The organism is Vibrio sp. 1874, from assembly GCF_033344395.1.
Taxonomy (GTDB): domain Bacteria; phylum Pseudomonadota; class Gammaproteobacteria; order Enterobacterales; family Vibrionaceae; genus Vibrio; species Vibrio alginolyticus.
The window spans coordinates 150,927-169,670 of the sequence record NZ_JAWPOR010000010.1 but is presented as its reverse complement, the minus strand read 5'-3'; the positions used below and the strand labels follow the sequence as shown (position 1 = coordinate 169,670).

Annotated in this window: 17 protein-coding genes; 13 read left to right on the top strand and 4 right to left on the bottom strand. The window is 43.9% G+C overall.

What is annotated here, in order from left to right; all coding sequences use genetic code 11:
- Positions 1 to 2,315: tandem-95 repeat protein (locus R8N46_RS17565; RefSeq protein WP_318189659.1), on the bottom strand; the 2,315-nt coding region annotated here is incomplete at its 3' end.
- Between the two features lie 400 nt (positions 2,316 to 2,715).
- Here R8N46_RS17565 and R8N46_RS17560 point away from each other — a divergent pair.
- The 6 genes from R8N46_RS17560 (at position 2,716) to R8N46_RS17535 (ending at position 8,915) form a co-directional block, all read left to right on the top strand.
- Positions 2,716 to 4,026, top strand: coding sequence for a TolC family outer membrane protein (locus R8N46_RS17560; protein WP_213972517.1), 1,311 nt, complete (start codon positions 2,716 to 2,718; stop codon positions 4,024 to 4,026).
- A 2-nt stretch (positions 4,027 to 4,028) separates the two neighbouring features.
- Positions 4,029 to 4,643, top strand: a complete 615-nt coding sequence (locus R8N46_RS17555) for an OmpA family protein (RefSeq protein WP_005377354.1) — start codon at positions 4,029 to 4,031, stop codon at positions 4,641 to 4,643.
- Between the two features lie 175 nt (positions 4,644 to 4,818).
- A complete protein-coding gene (locus R8N46_RS17550) occupies positions 4,819 to 5,172 on the top strand; it encodes a DUF2750 domain-containing protein (protein WP_005377352.1) in 354 nt (117 codons plus the stop codon).
- A 187-nt stretch (positions 5,173 to 5,359) separates the two neighbouring features.
- Positions 5,360 to 7,330, top strand: a complete 1,971-nt coding sequence (locus R8N46_RS17545) for a tetratricopeptide repeat-containing diguanylate cyclase (protein ID WP_318098483.1) — start codon at positions 5,360 to 5,362, stop codon at positions 7,328 to 7,330.
- A gap of 87 nt (positions 7,331 to 7,417) precedes the next feature.
- Positions 7,418 to 8,116, top strand: coding sequence for an IclR family transcriptional regulator (locus R8N46_RS17540; protein WP_017635969.1), 699 nt, complete (start codon positions 7,418 to 7,420; stop codon positions 8,114 to 8,116).
- Positions 8,117 to 8,222: 106 nt separating this feature from the next.
- On the top strand, positions 8,223 to 8,915 hold the full coding sequence (locus R8N46_RS17535) for an SDR family oxidoreductase (protein WP_033906133.1): 693 nt from the start codon (positions 8,223 to 8,225) through the stop codon (positions 8,913 to 8,915).
- 198 nt (positions 8,916 to 9,113) lie between these two features.
- Here R8N46_RS17535 and dkgB read toward each other — a convergent pair whose 3' ends face one another.
- Positions 9,114 to 9,914 carry a 2,5-didehydrogluconate reductase DkgB gene (gene dkgB / locus R8N46_RS17530; protein WP_017821668.1) on the bottom strand — a complete coding sequence of 267 codons (801 nt, stop codon included), beginning with the start codon at positions 9,912 to 9,914 and terminating at the stop codon, positions 9,114 to 9,116.
- A gap of 112 nt (positions 9,915 to 10,026) precedes the next feature.
- Between dkgB and R8N46_RS17525 the strand changes: the two genes are divergently transcribed.
- Both R8N46_RS17525 and R8N46_RS17520 read left to right on the top strand, forming a co-directional pair.
- A complete protein-coding gene (locus tag R8N46_RS17525) occupies positions 10,027 to 10,932 on the top strand; it encodes a LysR family transcriptional regulator (protein WP_005377343.1) in 906 nt (301 codons plus the stop codon).
- A gap of 132 nt (positions 10,933 to 11,064) precedes the next feature.
- Positions 11,065 to 11,970 carry a TIGR03571 family LLM class oxidoreductase gene (locus R8N46_RS17520; protein WP_086046771.1) on the top strand — a complete coding sequence of 302 codons (906 nt, stop codon included), beginning with the start codon at positions 11,065 to 11,067 and terminating at the stop codon, positions 11,968 to 11,970.
- Positions 11,971 to 12,085: 115 nt separating this feature from the next.
- On the opposite strand, the gene R8N46_RS17515 is transcribed toward R8N46_RS17520, so the two are convergent.
- A complete protein-coding gene (locus R8N46_RS17515; protein ID WP_005377338.1) occupies positions 12,086 to 12,970 on the bottom strand; it encodes a LysR family transcriptional regulator in 885 nt (294 codons plus the stop codon).
- A gap of 159 nt (positions 12,971 to 13,129) precedes the next feature.
- Here R8N46_RS17515 and R8N46_RS17510 point away from each other — a divergent pair, with 159 nt between their 5' ends.
- The 3 genes from R8N46_RS17510 (at position 13,130) to R8N46_RS17500 (ending at position 16,022) form a co-directional block, all read left to right on the top strand.
- Positions 13,130 to 14,311, top strand: a complete 1,182-nt coding sequence (locus R8N46_RS17510) for an MFS transporter (RefSeq protein ID WP_017635963.1) — start codon at positions 13,130 to 13,132, stop codon at positions 14,309 to 14,311.
- A 143-nt stretch (positions 14,312 to 14,454) separates the two neighbouring features.
- Positions 14,455 to 14,976 (top strand): TetR/AcrR family transcriptional regulator, encoded by a 522-nt coding sequence (locus R8N46_RS17505; RefSeq protein WP_031777252.1) that lies wholly within the window; start codon positions 14,455 to 14,457, stop codon positions 14,974 to 14,976.
- The gene (locus tag R8N46_RS17500; protein WP_182039736.1) at positions 14,973 to 16,022 is read left to right on the top strand and encodes an alcohol dehydrogenase family protein; all 1,050 of its coding nucleotides are present in this window, start codon (positions 14,973 to 14,975) and stop codon (positions 16,020 to 16,022) included. Before R8N46_RS17505 ends, R8N46_RS17500 begins: the two co-directional genes overlap by 4 nt.
- Positions 16,023 to 16,227: 205 nt before the next feature.
- Here R8N46_RS17500 and R8N46_RS17495 read toward each other — a convergent pair whose 3' ends face one another.
- On the bottom strand, positions 16,228 to 17,139 hold the full coding sequence (locus R8N46_RS17495) for a GlxA family transcriptional regulator (protein WP_115386010.1): 912 nt from the start codon (positions 17,137 to 17,139) through the stop codon (positions 16,228 to 16,230).
- 114 nt (positions 17,140 to 17,253) lie between these two features.
- On the opposite strand from R8N46_RS17495, the gene R8N46_RS17490 reads away from it, so the two are divergent.
- Positions 17,254 to 17,772 (top strand): cysteine hydrolase family protein, encoded by a 519-nt coding sequence (locus R8N46_RS17490; RefSeq protein ID WP_115386011.1) that lies wholly within the window; start codon positions 17,254 to 17,256, stop codon positions 17,770 to 17,772.
- A 120-nt stretch (positions 17,773 to 17,892) separates the two neighbouring features.
- The gene (locus R8N46_RS17485) at positions 17,893 to 18,654 is read left to right on the top strand and encodes a transporter substrate-binding domain-containing protein (protein WP_115386012.1); all 762 of its coding nucleotides are present in this window, start codon (positions 17,893 to 17,895) and stop codon (positions 18,652 to 18,654) included.
- Positions 18,655 to 18,744 lie beyond the last annotated feature (90 nt).

Genomic DNA, 18,744 nt, shown 5'->3' with positions numbered 1-18,744 from the left:
CTAATGGTCGCGATGCCATTTTCAATCGAAACCAACACGTTGCTGTTGCCAGAGACGCTAAACGTTAACTCACCATCAACGTTATCCACGTCGCTGAAAGCGGTATTTAGATCGATGCTGTATGGCGTAAAATCTTCCGTCAAGGTTTGGTCTGCAATGTTGCTTTCAACCACAGGCGTGTCGTTCACCGCATTCACGGTGACGTTGACCGTGGCTTGGTCAGTCAGTGAACCATCGGTCACGGTGTAAGTGATTTCAGCGTCACCATGGAAGTTCTCAGCCGGTGTGAACACCAACTTGCCGTCAACAATTTCAACTGTACCTTGGTCACTCGGCACAGACGCCGAATCAATGCTTAACGTATCACCATCGATGTCAGTATCGTTTGGCAGAACATCAATCGTCACTGGCGTGTCTTCGTCAGTAACGGCATTGTCATTGGTCGCCACTGGCGCGTCGTTCACTGGTGTGACATCGACGTTCACCGTGGTGGATTCACTGACGCCCCCAGACGTAACGATGTAGGTAAAGCTGTCTGTACCGTGGTAGTTGTCGTTTGGCGTGTAGGTTACGCTGCCATCTGGGTTGACCGAGACCGTGCCGTTCGCTGGACCGTTATTGGTATCCAGCGACACCACTTTATCGTCGCCTTCAAACGTATCGTTATCTAAGACCTTGATGATGGTTGGCGTGTCTTCCATGACCGTTGCTTTATCTGCCACGATGTCCGCCACAGGCGCCACTGTGAAGTTCACCGTTTGGCTAACGCTTTCGCCGCTTGGATCGGTAGCCGTAAAGGTTAGGATTTCTGAGCCGTTCCAGTCTGCCGTTGGGCTAATGGTCGCGATGCCATTTTCAATCGACACCAACACGTTGCTGTTGCCAGAGACACTGAAGCTCAGCTCGCCATCTACGTTATCCACATCGCTGAAAGCGGTATTCAGATTGATGGTGTATGGCGTAAAATCTTCCGCCAAGGTTTGGTCTGCAATGTTGCTTTCAACCACAGGCGTGTCGTTCACCGCATTCACGGTGACGTTGACCGTCGCTTGGTCGGTCAGCGAACCATCGGTCACGGTGTAAGTGATTTCGGCGTCACCATGGAAGTTCTCAGCCGGTGTGAAGACCAACTTGCCATCAACAATCTCGACTGTGCCTTGCGCTTCAGGTACAGACGCTGATTCAATCGACAGCGTATCGCCATCAATGTCGGTGTCGTTTGGCAGGACATCAACCGTTACTGAACTATCTTCCTCTGTAATTGTTGTATCATTAGAGGCAATAGGCGCATCGTTAACTGAGTTTACTGTTACCGAAACTTGGGCTTCATCCTCTAACTCACCATCTGAGATGGTGTAGCTAATCGTTGCATTACCGTTGAAATTTTCAGCCGGAGTGAAAACAAGCTTACCATCGATAATCTCAACGATACCTTGCTCTTCTGGTACAGAAGCAGAGGTAATGATTAAATCATCACCTTCAATATCACTGTCGTTAGCGAGCACATCAATTACAACCTGGGAATCCTCGTCAGTTTGAATCGCATCATTAGTTGCTATTGGCGCGTCATTAACAGGCGTAATATCTAAGTTAGCAGTGCCATTAATAACACCGCCATCGTTATCAATAATGTCATAGGAGAATGACACTTCAGTGTCATCATCAGCCTCTGGAATGTAAGTCCAAGATCCATCGCTGTTATCAATTAAGGTGCCATTCCCACTCTCAATAGTGACGTTTGTAATGACAAGAGTATCGGCATCATCAATATTGACATTAGATAGTAATTCTTCAGTAGTTATCGTGATTGGATCGCTATCTTCCTCAACAGCGCTTAATGTCACTGGAGAATTAGTAAGTGGCTTACTTGAGCCATCCCCACTTGTCTCGATACCTGTTGTGAAGAAGTCATTTAAGGTCAACGCTTGTGTTTCAGATAAGCCGAGGGATTCTAGGCCAATAGTTTCAAAGTTTGTTGAGGCTAGCACTTCAGTACCATCTCGTACAATCGTGGCACTATTTTGCAAACTGGAGCCACTATTTTCACCCGCTGCAGGTGCGAGTTCTTCATCAATAGCAGAAGGGTCTTGACCTTGCTCAATAGCACTAATAATCTGTGCTACATCCTCTGAAATATCTTTTAAACCTTGCTCTTGAGCAAGCTGAATTTTCAGGTCTTGAGGCGCAGCATCTGTCATTGCCACTATCACTTCACCTGGTAGAGGCTGCTGTCCTTCTGCAAGGACTCTCAGCTGCCCATCCAAACCTATTACGACGACTTGATTACCGAGTGGCACTAATGCTGTACGATCCATATAAACCTTAACCCTAAATAACTGTCAAGTTTTTGACTAATAATACTAATTTGCTATATATTGCCCGAATATATAGTGCAATAACAGCAATTTGATGCTCAATGAAGTAATTATGTGTCATACATCAATAAGAATCCAGACGCATAAGTGTTTTATTTTATTAAAATCTGGACACTCGTTTCTAGCCATTACCTCCATCTTTAATTTGAGATCTTAATTCAAGTTTTAGGCAGATTTAGTAGGTTGATTTATCAAAATTGAAACAAATGAACAGCGAATCAACAGGTTACTTCATCGCATATTAATGTTATTGTGCGCTAAATTATTGACGCCCTTATAAGTATTCCACTTATAAGCCCTATCACCTCGAGAATTTTTACCATTATCTAGGAGAATCACAGTGAAGTGGACTCGTGCCAACGCCTTTTGTATTGGTATGTTCACCGCTAGTCATGCTTTTGGGCAAACGCTAGAGCAAGCGGTTGAAAACACATTAAAAACCAATCCTGACATCAAAAGTGCGTTCAATGAATTCGTTAGCAAGCAGTATGTGAATGAAGCATCTGGTGGTGCTTACCTCCCATCCGTAGACTTAGATGCCGGTATCGGTTACGAAGGAATCAAACCCGCAGAGTCAGGGCGAGATTCAACCGATCTGACAAGAAAAGAAGCCACCGTGACACTAACCCAGCTAATATGGGATGGCTCAGCGACACTTAATGATATGGATCGAACAGCAGCTGATGCTGAATCGGTCCGTTATCAACTTCTAGCTGATGCCCAAGACACCGCTCTAAAGGTCGCGAAAGTTTATTTAGACTCAGTAAAAGCTTATGAAATTCTTACACTTTCCGAGAATAACTTGAAAGTGCATAAGAAGATCTATGAAGACATTAAAAAGCGAGTTAACTCAGGTATCGGTTCTACAGCAGACCTAACCCAGGTAGAGGCTCGTTTAGCAAAGGCTCATGGTAACTTGGTGGCAGCTCAGAACAACTTATATGACAGCCACACCACCTTTACACGCCTTGTCGGACAGTCACCACAAGGATTGATTTTCCCAAGAGCGGACCAAAACTTTATTCCCTACACCATCGATGAAGCGATTGACTTGGCATTCGAGTCACATCCAGTAATCAAAATTTCGGTAGCTGATGTGGACTCTGCAAAGTTCCAATACAAGCAATCTAAGGGAACTTACTACCCAACGATATCGGTAGAAGCGGCTCAAACATGGCGTGATGATGCAAGCGGTATCGAAGGAAGCAGCGAAGAGACAACAGCAATGTTACGTATGCGTTACAACCTCTTTAACGGTGGTAGTGACGTAGCCAACGCTGAAAGTTTTGCCTACCAACTAAATAAAGCAAAAGACCTAAGAGAACGTGCATACCGCCAAGTAGAAGAAGGTCTTCGTCTATCTTGGAGTGCGTTAGATTTAACACTTCAACAAAAAGAGTTCCTAGCGGATCACGTAGATTCGGCCTCAGAAACTGTCATCGCCTACGAAAAGCAGTATCGCATTGGAAAACGCACTCTGCTGGACTTGTTAAATACTGAAAACGAACTTTTCGAAGCGAGAAAGAACTACTTGGATGCTCGATACTCAGAGCAGTACGCCAAGTACCGCGTTATGAACGCGACTGGCCAATTGTTAAATGCCTTGCGTGTCGATGTACCTACAGAATGGAATGAAAAGGTGGAGTACTGATCATGAAACCAGTGAAGATTCTATTTGCATTGGGTATGCTCGCCATCACTCAACACGTTGTTGCTGAAGACGAATATGAGTATCGTCCTGTACCAAATGCAGAACAAATAGCAGATTTGCAAGATGACGATAACGATGGTGTCATCAATGCTCGAGATATGTGCCCAGGTACACCTGAAGGCTCAGAGGTCGACAACGACGGTTGTGGAGAATACATTAAAGCATCAGATAACATGCAAGTGCGGATACTTTTTGCTAACGACTCTGATGAGATCAATCCAGTCTTCAGAAGACAAGTCCGAGAGCTTTCCGACTTTTTAAAAGAGTACCCTACTACTTCGATAGAGCTGCACGGCTATGCTAGTAAAGTTGGTGGTTCAAAGCATAACCAAGATCTTTCTGAAAGACGAGCACGCAATGTCCGTGAAGCCCTACTAAGCTACGACATCGAACCGAGTAGAGTCCGCATTGTTGGTTTTGGTGACACTCACTTAGCACAGCAAGGGACCGATGAAGTCAGCCATGCTTTAAATCGTCGAGTAACCGCATCAGTCGTTGGTTACAAAGGCGAGATAAAAAGAGAGTGGACAATATTCACAACTCTTCCAGAAAGGTAAAGCACCTGTTTTTGTTTGCTCTGCAAGCACAAAGCAAACAAAAACGAGTGAATACTTAACCTCAGAAAAGGAGCTTCGGCTCCTTTATTTTTACTCATTTCGACAACCGTATTATGCTTTAGGAATCGGCACTTTAGTGTTACTCTAGCCACGTCATAACAACGAGAGTTTTGAAATGAGCAAACTTACATCAGATATCCAAGCGAACCTTGACCTTTTTGTTGCAGAAACGAAAGAAAACCAATTGGTTTGGGGTTTACGCAATGAAGAAGGTTGGCTATCTTGCGATTCAACTGAATTCGAAAACAGCGAAGTCATGCCTTTCTGGTCTTCTAAAGAAGATGCAGAAGCACATAATGTTGAAGAATGGGCAGATTTTACTGTACTAGAAATCCCATTAGATATCTTTGTTGAAGATTGGCTTTTGACTCTTGCTGAAGATGGTGTTCTTGTTGGAACTAACTGGAACGATCAGTTAGAAGGCAAAGAAATGGAGCCTCAAGATCTAGCAAAGCTTTACATTGATTAAAGATTTCTGACCTCAACTTTATGTTGAGGTCTTTCTTTTTTATGCCTCTTCTTTCAATATCTCGACCAAGTGCATAGTTTTACTACTCTTTTTCTTAGTACACCCAACTTAATCACAACGCTGATGCGTTAAAAGCGCTATGATAACTCAACTTTAAAGGCACCTTAAATTAAAGGCTCGTTTAAACATGCGCGTGCTCTATCCCTTGCTTGCGTCACTTTTGCTCACTCCAGTATATGCAAGCGACACTCAAGATATTGAACCAAACCAAAATATCACACAGTGGCACTCTGTCTACCAAACCACACTACGAAGCAACCCTGAGTCGGCATTGAGCATGCTTCAAGATCGCTACCATACAGCGAAATCGGACAGCGAAAAGCTCTACGTAAGTGGATTGATTTATGAATATATGTCAAACATAAATCAGCCTTACTACGGCAGCAGTCAAGTCTTAGACAACCATTTTTCTCAATTAGAATCAGAATATATTCTTGCCTTAAATGAACGTAAGCATGGTAGTTACGAGGCCTCAGTAGATAGCTTTTCTTCTTTGCGACAGACAATGAAGAAAATATCCGATTCCGAAGGCAAGGCTCTGATGAACTATCAACTTTGTTATACGCTGAATCAACAAGGTCGTTATCACAAAGCAAACTTTTATTGCTCATCCATAGAGAGCCACTTAAATCATAAGCATCAAGAAAACTTCCCTGTTGATCTTGCTTTGCGCGTGGTAGCAAATAACTACAATTACCGTGGTGACTATGAAAAAGCCTTAAGTTTGTATCGACAGTTGATAGCCAACATGTCGACGCAAAGCGATCCTTCAGGGATTTACAATGACGTCGGCAATTTACTTGCAGAGCTGGGGCAATTTGAACAATCAGAGCAATATCTCATTCAAGCCTTACTGGTTCGCCAAGATGAAGGGACACCTCTTGAAGTTGCGCAAGTCGAACATAGTCTAGGAGCGATGTACAGAAAATCCAAAGAACTCGATAAGTCCATCAGCCACTACAAAAATGCATTAACGATTCTCGAACAACTTCATTATCCATACGGGCAAGGGTTGACCTATTTAGGGTTATCTGCTGCTTTGGCCGATTCTGGGCAATTGGATACCGCGGTAGATTACATTGGAAGAGCATTAAACATTGCCCAAACTTATGAGAATACGCACCTTGAAACAGAGGGTCATTTGGCTGCTGGATTGGCATATTTAAAGAACCATACACCCGAAAAATCGATTGAACACGGTACAATTGCGTTAAGATTAGCGGTAAAAAACGCTAGGCCCTTATTGCAAGCGCAAGCCCAATTACTCCTCTCAAAAGCATACCAAGCTCAAAATGATTACAAAAAGGCGCTGGAGCATCACAAGGCCTACTCGACGATTGAACTAACGAACCGAGACGCGAGTAATATCAAGGCGTTAGAGGCACTAGATCTCACTAAAAAAGAGTATGAATATGATCTACAAGTCGCGCAGTTGAACAACGAAACTCTTCTAAGTCAGTACCAGTTTGAAAAACTCACAGACCAACAACGCACTTATAATTTTGTTGTTTTCTGTTTATTGATTCTCCTCGCTCTGGCATTGATGGTTCAGCGACAAACACGCTTAAAAGCCAAAATAGACAGCTTAACGTGTGCATTAAACAGAGCGGCAATTATAGAGACGATTAAAAGCCAAACCTCCAAAGCGGAAGGAGACTTCCGCTACGTTCTAGCATTAATCGATCTAGATGACTTTAAGGCGATTAATGATCAGTACGGTCATCCGACTGGCGACTTAGTACTACAACAGGTATGCAAAGCGCTTAAAGCTAAACTTAATAAGGGTGATTACTTGGGTCGTTTAGGTGGAGAAGAGTTTATCTTGCTATTGAAAAACGTCGATGAGATTGACGTTCCCTTTAGAATACAAAGTCTGCATAAAACAATTTCAGAAAAGAGTGTACATTCGCTTAATGACCATCAATTGAATATATCTGCGAGTCTGGCCTATCTATCAACCTCAATGCCACTCACCAACTTTGATGAGCTCTATTCGATATTAGACCAAGCGTTATACAATGCTAAGAAGCAAGGAAAAAACTCCCTTGTGGACGCATACAACGAGCCGATCAGTTTAAGTGCTGAGTATATTCTCTAATAAAACCAAACCACCAGCGTAGTGGTTTGTTATAGGTGGAAGCATCAGTAAGCCATTCAGATGCAACACCATCATCAAGGAGTCTTTGTGCCCAAGGCAAGAAAAAACATTCAGTCTCTAGAGCGAGGTTTTCTAATCCTCGAGTTGCTCTCGATGAGTGAGTCTCCCCTATCATTACAGACGATCAGTAATGCGATCCAGTTAAATAAGACGACTGTTCACGGGTTACTTGCGACTCTACACTCTCTTGGATATGTATCCAAACACAACCATAGCTACAGCCTAGGGTTTAGATGCTATGAACTATCTAAGCCGATTGAACAAAAAAACGAAGCTATCCGACAACATTTTGTTCCATTGCTGAAAAAAATGGCCCAAATGACTAACAACACTGCTTACCTCGCTGTACAAAGTGGCGCTAAAGAGTACTTGTATATCGATGCTATAGAGCAGGATAACCCTCTTACTATCCGTAGCCCGAGAGGGAAACGAGAAGGACTCACAACATCTGCGATCGGCAAGGTTTTTCTTAGTTTTGATGATGAGCTTCGCCGAACATTGCGCCTTGAAAGCCAAATATCCCCCACGTTAGAAACTGAACTTAATCAGGTTGTATTATCAGGTTACGCACTCGATTTAGAAGAGGCAGAGCCAAACCTCAATTGCTTAGCGATCCCCCTTTACTTGGATGGTAAAGTCGTTGCTGTTGCAGGTGTCAGCGGTGCTGCCTCCGAACTGACGGTCACTAGGCTAAAACACTTTGCCAGCATCTTTCTCAAACTTTAAGATTTGACAATGTCGAATTCTAGGCCATTTTTATACTGTTTTGATTACATGCTTATACGTCGCCTCTAATATGGTCGTTGTTCAACTCAACAACGTAGGAGAAGCGATGTCTACTGTATTAATCACTGGCGCTAACCGTGGCTTAGGCTTGCAATTTGTCCGCCACTACCTTGGAAAAGGTTGGCAAGTTATCGCAACTTGTCGTTCACCAGAAAATGCTAAGCAGCTCAATGAACTAGTAACCCAATCTAATCAACTTCAACTGATGGCTCTAGACGTCACTAACCAACAAGATATCGATCAGTTAGCCACTCGATTAGCGGATCGTCCGCTCGATCATTTAATTCTGAATGCAGGTGTATTAGGCGAAGAGTGTGCAACGCTTGGCGAAATGACCCAGAAAAAATGGCTAGAAGTACTAAACATAAATACCGTCGCACCTGCCCTGCTAATTCAAGCACTACAAGACAACGTTGCGAAAAGTCAGCACAAAACCATCGTGGGAATCTCAACCCGAGTTGCGAGTTTAAGCGATAACAGTTCAGGTAACATGTACAGTTATCGAGCATCTAAAGCAGCGCTTAATCAGGTTCTAGTATCAGCAGCACGCAATCTCGAATCGCGAGGAGTAAAAACTGTCGCAGTTCATCCCGGCTGGGTAAAAACCGATATGGGCGGTGAGGACGCAACCTTTTCTGCCGAGGAAAGTGTTGCTGGTATTGTTTCGGTCGCAGAACAGCTAACACTTGAGCAATCCGGAAGCTTCCGCGTATTTGATGGCTCTACAATCGAATGGTAACTGTTCTCTAAATGACGTCTCCCGGCCAAATTGAAGGCCGGGAGAATACAGTAAACTAATAGGCCAAAAAGATAAAAGCTCGCACTATCGTCAGACAAGCGAGCCGTTATCGTCTATGGTGTTGTACTACCGTCAAACGCTGAGGAAGTCAGCGATTGCAGAGGTGTCATTTAGACAATGATTTCCCGTGAAACTCACTCAATCATCCCACTCAGGCGCTAGCCCTTCAGGGTTTACTTCGCGGCCATTTCTTTCCAACGCATCTATCTTTGCAATCGTCTCTTCACTCAGATTAAGTTCAAGTGCTTTCAGGTTACTTGCCAAATTCTCTCGTTTAGTTGAAGACGGGATCACCGCGTAACCTTTTGACAAAGCCCAAGCAAGCGCGACTTGAGCGGGCGTGGCCTGATAGTCCTCAGCAATACCTGCAATAGTTGGGTCCCCAAGTACTTTCCCATATGCCAAGGTCATGTAAGACGTTACCTGAATATCGTTTTCCTGCATGAAGCTGACCAACTTACGATTTTGCAAATAAGGGCTAAGCTCGATTTGGTTAGTAACAATATTCTCTTTACCGACCACTTCTATCGCTTGTTGCAACAAGTCAATATTAAAGTTGGATACGCCAATATTACGGGTTAACCCTTGCGATTTAGCTTCAAGTAATGAAGCCATGTATTCGTTCAAGTTATTGTTATTGCCAGGCCAGTGGATCAAGGTCAAATCCACATAATCTGTATTTAGCTTTTCTAAGCTCTCTTTTAGACTTGGAATGAGTTGTTCCGTGTTCATGTTATCAACCCAGATCTTGGTCGTAATGAATAGCTCATCACGTGCAATACCGGACTGTGTCAATACTTCACCGATTTCTGCCTCATTACCGTAAATCTGTGCAGTATCAATTACGCGGTAACCCACTTCTAACGCATTACGGACTGAATCCTTAACTACTTCACCCTCTAAACGAAACGTGCCGACGCCAAATGATGGTACTTTCATCTAAATCTCCTGAATTATCGATTTTATAGTTGATTCGAAGCAAAACTTTACGCCTCAAGAAACTTTCCGTAAAGTTAACAATACTCAAATCTAATTTGAAATATATTCAACAATGAAAGCTACTCTAGATGAAATGCGCACCTTTATGGCCGTGGTCGATACGGGTTCAATCAGCTCTGCGGCTGAACTGTTATCGATGACCGTCTCGGCGGTGAGTCGATCGGTATCTCGGCTAGAAGCCAAACTCGAAACGACCTTGTTAAATCGCACAACCCGTAAGTTAGATGTTACTAATGAAGGAACGATATACCTCGATAAAGTCAGACATATTGTAGAAGCAGTAGAGAATGCCGAAGCACAACTGAAAAGCCAGAAATATAAGCCTTCTGGCCTCCTACGAATAAACGCAGCTACCCCCTTCTTACTGCACGTACTAACGCCGCACATTGCTAAATATCAGAGCTTGTATCCAGAAGTCGAAATCGATCTCAATTCCAATGAGGAAAATATTAGCCTTTTGGGAACAAAAACCGATATTGCTTTTCGTATCGGTGAGCTACAAAACTCAACCATGCGCGCGATATTTCTTGGTAAAAGTCGGATTCGAATCGTCGCAAGTCCAGAGTATTTAAGACAACATGGTACTCCAACCTCAATAGATCAGTTACTCAATCACAAGCTACTTGGGTTCAACAAGCCGGAGTATCTTAAGGAATGGCCGATCATGGATGATAAGAACAAACTTCTGCGTATTATGAGTAGCCTAAGATCTGATAATGGCGAGACGCTAAGATGTTTAGCCTTACATGGTGCGGGGATAGCTTGCCTGTCTGACTTTATGACCTACTCTGACCGACAAGCTGGTCGCTTAGTGGGCGTGCTTAGTGAACACACGCATAATGTCGAACAGCCCGTTCATGCGGTGTATTACAAAAATGCCAGTACCTCACGCCGGATCAGCTCTTTTATTGACTTCATCAAGCAAGAAATCAAGGTAGAGAACCACCAGTTCCTTTAAAGGCCACCGCTGTTTGTGGCAAAACACTTTTGTCTTTTTGCCGCTTTTTCTCACAACAAAAATCTCATAGTGTCCTGAATATCAGGGAGGCACCTTGCCTCCTAGTACTCACAGTAATAGTCAGGCTTCATAATGCATAAAGATTTAAGTAACAGATTCACCATCGGGGTTGAGCTCCCCCTAGATAATGACTGGACCCAAGAAGGCCAGAAAAAACGCCTGCTCCAACGAAAACCGTTCGGCGTACCAGACATGAGTGCACATAAACAGCGTATTATGTTAGCCGATAAGTTAGGCTTTAACGTAGCGTGGGTGAGAGATGTCCCGTTGTACGACCCTAACTTTGGAGACGCGGCACAAATTTATGAACCGTTCAGTTATCTTGGCTATCTCTCTGCGTGCACCGACAACATTCTACTAGGGACAGCAGCGATAGTATTACCGTTAAGACAACCTTGGCTAGTGAAAAAAGCCGCTGCGACCATCAACGAGTTAAGTGGTGACCGCCTGATACTCGGTGTGGCTAGTGGAGACCGTCCTAGTGAATATCCCGTTTTTAACGCTAACTTTGACAGCCGTGGCTCGGCTTTTCGAGAAAGTGTAGAGATTTTGAAAGATACGCAAAATGATAAGCTGGGTAACGATCTACAGTTATTACCCGAGTTTGCTGATATTCCTATCTATGTCGCAGGGTTAGCGCAGCAAAGTCCACAATGGATAGGAGAAAACCTAGACGGCTGGCTCGCCTACCCAGGCACACCTGATGATCATGAACACCGCGTTGCACTTTGGCGCTCCGTAGCGGGAAACAAACCCTACGCCAGCTTTATTCATCTTGATTTAGTCGATAACCCAAATGCACCAGTCGTTCGGCATCATTTTGGTATCCAGGCCGGAGTCAATGGCTTGAGCGATGAGCTAGAAAAAATGCAAGAAGCAGGAGTCAATCACATCGGGTTGCATTTCCGTCGTAATAGCCAACCAATTGATAAATCAATGGAACAGATCGCTCAGTACGTGTTGCCACGCTTTAACTAAGAGCAAATAAAAATATGTGCCACCTTACTAAGGGGTGGCACGCTAGGCTTGGCAGTTGGAAAAACAAAAGCTGCAATAACGACAAAACTCTTTTGTTAAAACAACAATAATAGTGTTATTTTAAAGTAAGTCTTGGTTGAATAAAGTCGATGAACGCGGAAATACGCTTAGAGACTGAAGAAGATTTGTAGAACACAGCATTGACCTGTTCTCGTCCAGTATTTGTGATTTTTTCCGATTCAAACAATGCCACTAACCGTCCAGAATCAAGATCATCTTTCACCATAAAGCCAGATAAACATGCAATGCCGTTCCCTGCCAGCACTAACTGTCTAACCGTTTCACCACTGCTGGATAGGATATCAGGCTCTATCATCTCAAACCCTCGTAATGGCCACTGATTTAACACTTTAGCGCCAGAAAAACCGATCAAGTTATGACTGCGCAAATCGCTCACCGCTTCAGGGAAACCTCGTTTAGATAAATAACCAGGCGTGGCAACGATAAATAGTGGGCTTGTTCCTAAAGGTTTAGCATGCAGTGTTGAATCCGATAATCGTCCAATACGTATCGCCACATCGGTTCTTTTTTCCAATAGATCCACAAAACCCTCATTAGAGGTAAGATCGAGCTGAATATCAGGATAAGCCTCTTTAAATGGCTGAATTAACGGCACGAGTTGATGTAAAACAAATGGGCTAGCGGCATCAACTCTTAAGCGCCCCTTGGGTAATTCACCTCGTGTGATGATCTCTTCTTCAGCTTGCTGTATTTGTAGTAAACCTAAGCGAACCGCTTCAACAAACTGATGCCCTTCCTCAGTAACTTCCACTCTGCGTGTCGTGCGATTCAGCAAGGTTACCCCCAACTGTGATTCAACTTTACTAACCGCACGAGACACCCTAGCGACTTGAATACCTAGTGCATCAGCAGCGGAAGAAAATCCACCACTATCCACAACTGCCATGAGAATCTCTAATTCATCTGATCGGGTTAACATTTCATCCCCTTTCTTAACTGCGCATTTTAATCATTTATAACAAAAGTATTTTGTAATAAACACCATTTTTCGCAACGAATAACTCTTTAATAATACACGACATGGAGACGGGCTATTCGTTTATCCATTCATATTCAATGATTTTAAGAGAGAGTTGTTATGCCTTTAGCTTTACTTGCATTGACGCTTAGCGCCTTTGCTATTGGAACCACGGAGTTTGTAATTGTCGGTCTGATACCGACTATGGCCTCCGACCTCAACGTATCATTACCTTCAGCGGGTCTTTTAGTTAGCCTGTACGCACTTGGTGTCGCGGTTGGTGCTCCCGTTTTAACAGCGCTGACTGGTAACTGGAAAAGAAAGTACGTTCTGCTTTCTGTTATGGCACTGTTTGTTCTTGGCAATCTGTTAGCCTGGCAAGCACCTGGATACAACACACTAGTTACAGCAAGGATACTGACCGGGCTTGCACACGGTGTGTTCTTTTCGATCGGCTCGACTATCGCCACTGGCCTAGTGTCAAAAGAAAAAGCCGCTAGCGCAATTGCTATTATGTTTACCGGTCTCACCGTAGCTCTAGTGACGGGCGTGCCACTTGGCACCTGGATTGGCCAGACATTTGGTTGGCAGGCAACCTTCCTAATCGTCGCGATCCTTGGAATCATCGCACTGATAGGAAGCGCTCTACTAGTGCCGAGTAATCTGAAACAACCACCAGCAACCAAGCTGTCATCGCAAGTAAAAGTCTTGACTCAGCCTCGTCTACTTTTGGTGTACGCAATCACCGCGCTCGGTTACGGTGGTACGTTCACAGCCTTCACTTACTTGGCTCCTATTTTGGAAGAAGTTTCGGGGTTTGGCTCTAGCGCTATCAGCCTAATTATGTTGGTTTATGGTGTATCGGTCGCATTCGGCAACATCTGGGGCGGAAAGATGGCCGACTCTATGGGGCCAATCAAAGCTCTGACAGCGATTTTCTCGGGCCTAATTGTGGTATTGCTCGTGTTTAGTGTCACAGCATTTAATCCAATTTCTGCAGTAGTGACCATTCTTGTCTGGGGTGCCTTTGCCTTTGGTAACGTTCCAGGACTTCAAGTTTATGTTGTCAAACTAGCAGAGAAATATTCACCTGATGCAGTCGACGTCGCTTCTGGTCTCAACATTGCTGCATTTAACGTAGGTATTGCACTGGGTTCTTGGGGTGGTGGCCTTATCGTGGCCAATGCTGGGCTGATGCACACACCTTGGATTGGCGCGATCGTAGTATTAGGTGCTCTACTACTAACCCGTTTCAGCGGAATGCTAGACAAGCGTGGAGAGCAGCACGCAACGGCACACTGATTCACGTTCCGAATCGATAAAAATCACTTAAGTTAGCCCGGCATTACGTCGGGCTTTCAATACAGAGTTTAAATACACCATTGACAGAGGTAGAAAGTTTATTCTACCCTTAGGTAAAACAAACGTTCTACCTGGTATGTCAAATAGTGAAAGAAAAAATCGCAGCAAGCCTAGAAAAAGCATTCAGTCAGTATGGCTTCGCCGAGCCGAGCGTACCCCAACTCAAAAACGCCTGCGAAGTCAGCCTGAGAACCCTGTACAAATACTACCCCTCCAAGGAAGCGATGATTGTTGCAGCTCTCGAGCATCGCCATCAAAGGTATTTGAGTTTTTTGCTCGAAGACGCCCCTGCCAATGGAACACCGGCTGTATTACACCTATTCACTCGCCTCGAGGATTGGATGAAGGAGTTTGCACCGAATGGCTGCATGTCCATCAATGCATTAGCAGCCTATCCAGAAAATCTATCTATTAATCAAGCAGTAAAACAACACAAATTGGCGGTTCGTCAGCTTATGGTCCAACTAAGTCAGCGAGAAGACCTCGCAACCACACTCTTCTTGTTACATGAAGGTCTATCCAACGCATGGCCGGTTCTCGGTCACGCTGCCTTTGCATCCGCTGAACACACTCTGCTAGAACTAATGAAGGAGAACAATCAATGACCACAATCCCGAAAGTCATGAAAGGCGTCCAACTTATCGGTCATGGTGGGCCAGATATGCTTCGTTACCGCGATGATATACCTGTGCCAGTCCCCTCGCCTGATGATGTATTGATCCAAGTTGCCGCCGCCGGAGTCAATAACACCGACATCAATACCCGAACAGCATGGTATTCTAAAAATGACGCCAATAGCATGGATGCAAGTTGGTCAGGAGACGCGCTATCTCTCCCTCGAATCCAAGGTGCCGATGTATGCGGTACCATCGTCGCTGTTGGTGAGAATATCTGCCCATCACGAATCGGTCAGCGTGTGCTCATCGAACCATGTATTACGCGCTTCAACAGTCAAGCACTTAGCTCGCCTTGGTACTTCGGTTCAGAATGTGATGGTGGCTTTGCTCAGTTCACTGTTGTTGACAGTAAACATGCATATGCTGTGAATAGTAGTTTATCGGATATCGATTTGGCCTCCTTCCCTTGTTCTTATTCAACTGCCGAGAACATGCTTGTCCGCTCTAATGTCACAGCGAGCGATACCGTACTGATTTCAGGGGCATCCGGCGGTGTTGGCTCTGCCGCAATCCAACTGGCGAAGGCGCGTGGAGCATACGTCATTGCTATCGCCAGCCCAGAAAAGAAAGAACAGATCACGGCATTAGGAGCAAACCAAGTTATCCCTCGCGATGCAAATTTAACAGCGACTCTCGGAGAAAACAGCGTTGACGTAGTGATTGATTTGGTCGCAGGAGAGCAGTGGCCACAATTTCTTCAGGTACTAAAGCCAGGATCAAGATACGCTGTTTCCGGCGCCATAGGCGGCCCAATTGTCGAGCTGGATGTAAGAACTCTTTACCTTAAAGACCTAGCGTTATTTGGTTGTACCGTTTTGGCACCAGAAGTATTCGGTAACTTGGTTCGCTATATCGAACAGAACGCAATTCGTCCCTTAGTCGCGGAGTCATTTCCCTTGAACCAGATAGGTCAAGCGCAAGAAGTATTTTCACGCAAGCAACATATTGGGAAACTGGTTTTGGAAATCACATAGCTTTTGTGATTAACAACGACCTATACAAGTCATTGTAATTTGAGAACCCTTTAAGCATTCTACAAAATGTTCAGTAATTATGAGTGCGCTACGGTTGGCTTAGCTTGTTATCCCTTTTCATCACGCTAAGCCAGCTTGTAAAAATATGCGGTGTTTGCTTCTGAGTTATAAATGTTTAATACCAACATTATCTTACTTCTGGCGTTCATGAACAGAACCGAGATCTGAACGACTTCGGTGTTAAACCTACGATTCTATTAAATATTTTCCTGAACGCGCTCACATCTTGGTAACCCACTCTAAATGATATTGCGTCAAATGTTAGGGTTGTCGACTCAAGTAAATCACAAGCTTTTTGTACTCTTAAGCTTTGTATGTATTGGTTAACATTGAAACCTGTCGCCTTTTTAAAGCGTCGCTGCAATGTCCTTTCTGTTAAACAACTCAACTCTGCAAGCTCTTTATTGCTCAGTTTTCCTTGATAATGATCGTTTATATAGTGCTGTATTTGAACAATTACCTCATCACCATGTTGGAAGTTTGGAGTAAACTGTTGATAAAAGCGTTGCTCTCTCGGACCAGTATCAATAACCAACATTTTTCCTAACAGGCGCATTACTTCCGGTGACGCAAATAAGGAAACCAACTCCAAACCTAAATCCACCCATGACATCATACCCCCAGCCGTAATGATCGTTCCTTCGTTAATAAGGATGGCTTCTTGTCTTACGTGGATATCGGGAAACTGACTCGCTAATGAAGGAGCCAAGCCCCAGTGTGTCGTACAAGACTTATTGGTCAACAACTGGGTTTGAGCAAGAATAAAAGTACCAGCGCAGGCGGAGGCTAAAATCGCACCTTTACTATATTGGACATTTAACCAGTCGAGTAGCTCTGGCTCTGGTTCTAAGTAATATTGACCAGTGCCGCTAGGCGGAATCATTACCGCTGTTTTCACATCGAAGTGCGTGTTTGACCAGTGATCCAATATCTCTACTTCAAAGTGCACATCAACGCCCAATTTAGCCGCCGCACGGTTTGCCATCTCGAAGAGTTCGCTTAAACCATATACGGAGGCTTGCGAGCTATCTGGGTAATTAACGAGTGCTATTTTCATTTATCTTCAAGTGTCGCTTTTTGACTCTTTTGTGTCATTTTAGACTCTAAAGAAGGTAGCTAAAAGTCTTTATATTATTCGTACCGCAATGATCCTCAATAAAAGGAAAAGAAAATGACTCAAAAAGCCCTACTTGTAATTGATTTGCAAAACGACTATTTCCCAGAAGGAAAGTTTCCTTTATGGAATACAGAATCGACTTTAGACAATGTTAAGAGAGCAATAACTAAAGCCAATGAGCAAAACATTCCTGTGATTCATATTCAGCATATTTCCGACCCTGCCATGGGTATTGCCCCATTCTTCAATGAAGGCAGCGACGGTGCCAATATTCACCCAGAAGTTCTTGCTTTAGCGCCGAATTCCGAAATCGTGGTAAAGCACTTCGCAGATAGCTTTGAAGGAACACGTTTAGAAGAAGTATTGGCAAGCAAAAATGTAACGGAGTTACTTGTATGCGGAATGATGACACAAAACTGCGTGACACATACTGCTATCTCAAAATCTGCGGACAAGTATGATGTTTCGATCTTAATGGATAGCTGTACCACGGTCGATGAAATGATTCACAACATTGCACTTCACGCTGTCTCAACGAGAGTTCCCCTCGTAACTATTGAAGATAAGCTGTAATACACGTAAAACCTTTCGCTCACACAATGCGGGCGAAAGGTCACACATATATGCACTTTCATTGATATTTGCTTACTTTGTGTTAAACATTGGTTTCCAAATAGTTACAAGGAAACGTTTATGAAATGGATAGTCGTATTGTTTATTAGCTTATTTTCAGTTTTCAGCCATGCGAAAGAGTGGAAACAAATTCGCTTCACTGTTGAAGGGGCTTACCCCCCATTTAGCTGGACGACAAAAGAGGGAAAGCTAGAAGGGTTTGAAGTCGACCTCGCTAACGCGTTATGCAAAGAGTTAGAAGTAAAGTGCGTTATCTCAAAAATGGATTGGGATGGCATCATCCCTTCTCTCCTTAGTCGCAAGAACGATGCGATTATTGCTGCAATGACAATCACAGAAGAACGAGAAAAGAAAGTCGATTTCACCGTCCCTTATGCAAAAGTACCGACTCGTTTTGTAATGAAAAATGATAGAGAAATCAACATGGATAACGGCAGCCTAAATCGTTTATCTATTGGAGTTCAAAGAGCCACAATTGGTGATAAGTACCTTTCGGCCTTGTATCCAGATATTGATATTCGTCGTTATGGTACGTTCGATGAGGCATTTACTGATCTACTCAATGGACGGTTAGATGCTGTATTTGGCGGCTCAATCGGTTTAAGTGCTGGTTTTCTTGAAACTGCACAAGGTGAAGGCTATCACTTTACTGGACCAGCGTTTACAGAGGAAAAGTGGTTCGGCCGTGGCATTGGCGTAGCAGTGAGAAAACAAGACAAAGAATTAAAAGCATTACTCGATAGCGGAATACAAAAATTGATCCAGAGCGGTAAGCATAAAACCATCGCCAGCAAGTATTTCTCCTATAGTATTTACGAGTAACCTCTTTATCTTTTTATAGCCTGCGCGGTATAGGAAACTTCCCTTTCCCTATATGGCGACAAAAACAGAGCCCTCGAGCAATCGCCCGAG

What these genes read in the sequence shown, in the direction of transcription:
- dkgB (WP_017821668.1), bottom strand. Translation starts at nt 9,914, where the DNA reads ATGAAAGTACCATCATTTGGCGTCGGCACGTTTCGTTTAGAGGGTGAA.
- R8N46_RS17510 (WP_017635963.1), top strand. Translation starts at nt 13,130, where the DNA reads ATGCCTTTAGCTTTACTTGCATTGACGCTTAGCGCCTTTGCTATTGGA.
- R8N46_RS17515 (WP_005377338.1), bottom strand. Translation starts at nt 12,970, where the DNA reads ATGTTAACCCGATCAGATGAATTAGAGATTCTCATGGCAGTTGTGGAT.
- R8N46_RS17550 (WP_005377352.1), top strand. Translation starts at nt 4,819, where the DNA reads ATGAGCAAACTTACATCAGATATCCAAGCGAACCTTGACCTTTTTGTT.
- R8N46_RS17495 (WP_115386010.1), bottom strand. Translation starts at nt 17,139, where the DNA reads ATGAAAATAGCACTCGTTAATTACCCAGATAGCTCGCAAGCCTCCGTA.
- R8N46_RS17555 (WP_005377354.1), top strand. Translation starts at nt 4,029, where the DNA reads ATGAAACCAGTGAAGATTCTATTTGCATTGGGTATGCTCGCCATCACT.
- R8N46_RS17500 (WP_182039736.1), top strand. Translation starts at nt 14,973, where the DNA reads ATGACCACAATCCCGAAAGTCATGAAAGGCGTCCAACTTATCGGTCAT.
- R8N46_RS17525 (WP_005377343.1), top strand. Translation starts at nt 10,027, where the DNA reads ATGAAAGCTACTCTAGATGAAATGCGCACCTTTATGGCCGTGGTCGAT.
- R8N46_RS17520 (WP_086046771.1), top strand. Translation starts at nt 11,065, where the DNA reads ATGCATAAAGATTTAAGTAACAGATTCACCATCGGGGTTGAGCTCCCC.
- R8N46_RS17545 (WP_318098483.1), top strand. Translation starts at nt 5,360, where the DNA reads ATGCGCGTGCTCTATCCCTTGCTTGCGTCACTTTTGCTCACTCCAGTA.
- R8N46_RS17485 (WP_115386012.1), top strand. Translation starts at nt 17,893, where the DNA reads ATGAAATGGATAGTCGTATTGTTTATTAGCTTATTTTCAGTTTTCAGC.
- R8N46_RS17535 (WP_033906133.1), top strand. Translation starts at nt 8,223, where the DNA reads ATGTCTACTGTATTAATCACTGGCGCTAACCGTGGCTTAGGCTTGCAA.
- R8N46_RS17490 (WP_115386011.1), top strand. Translation starts at nt 17,254, where the DNA reads ATGACTCAAAAAGCCCTACTTGTAATTGATTTGCAAAACGACTATTTC.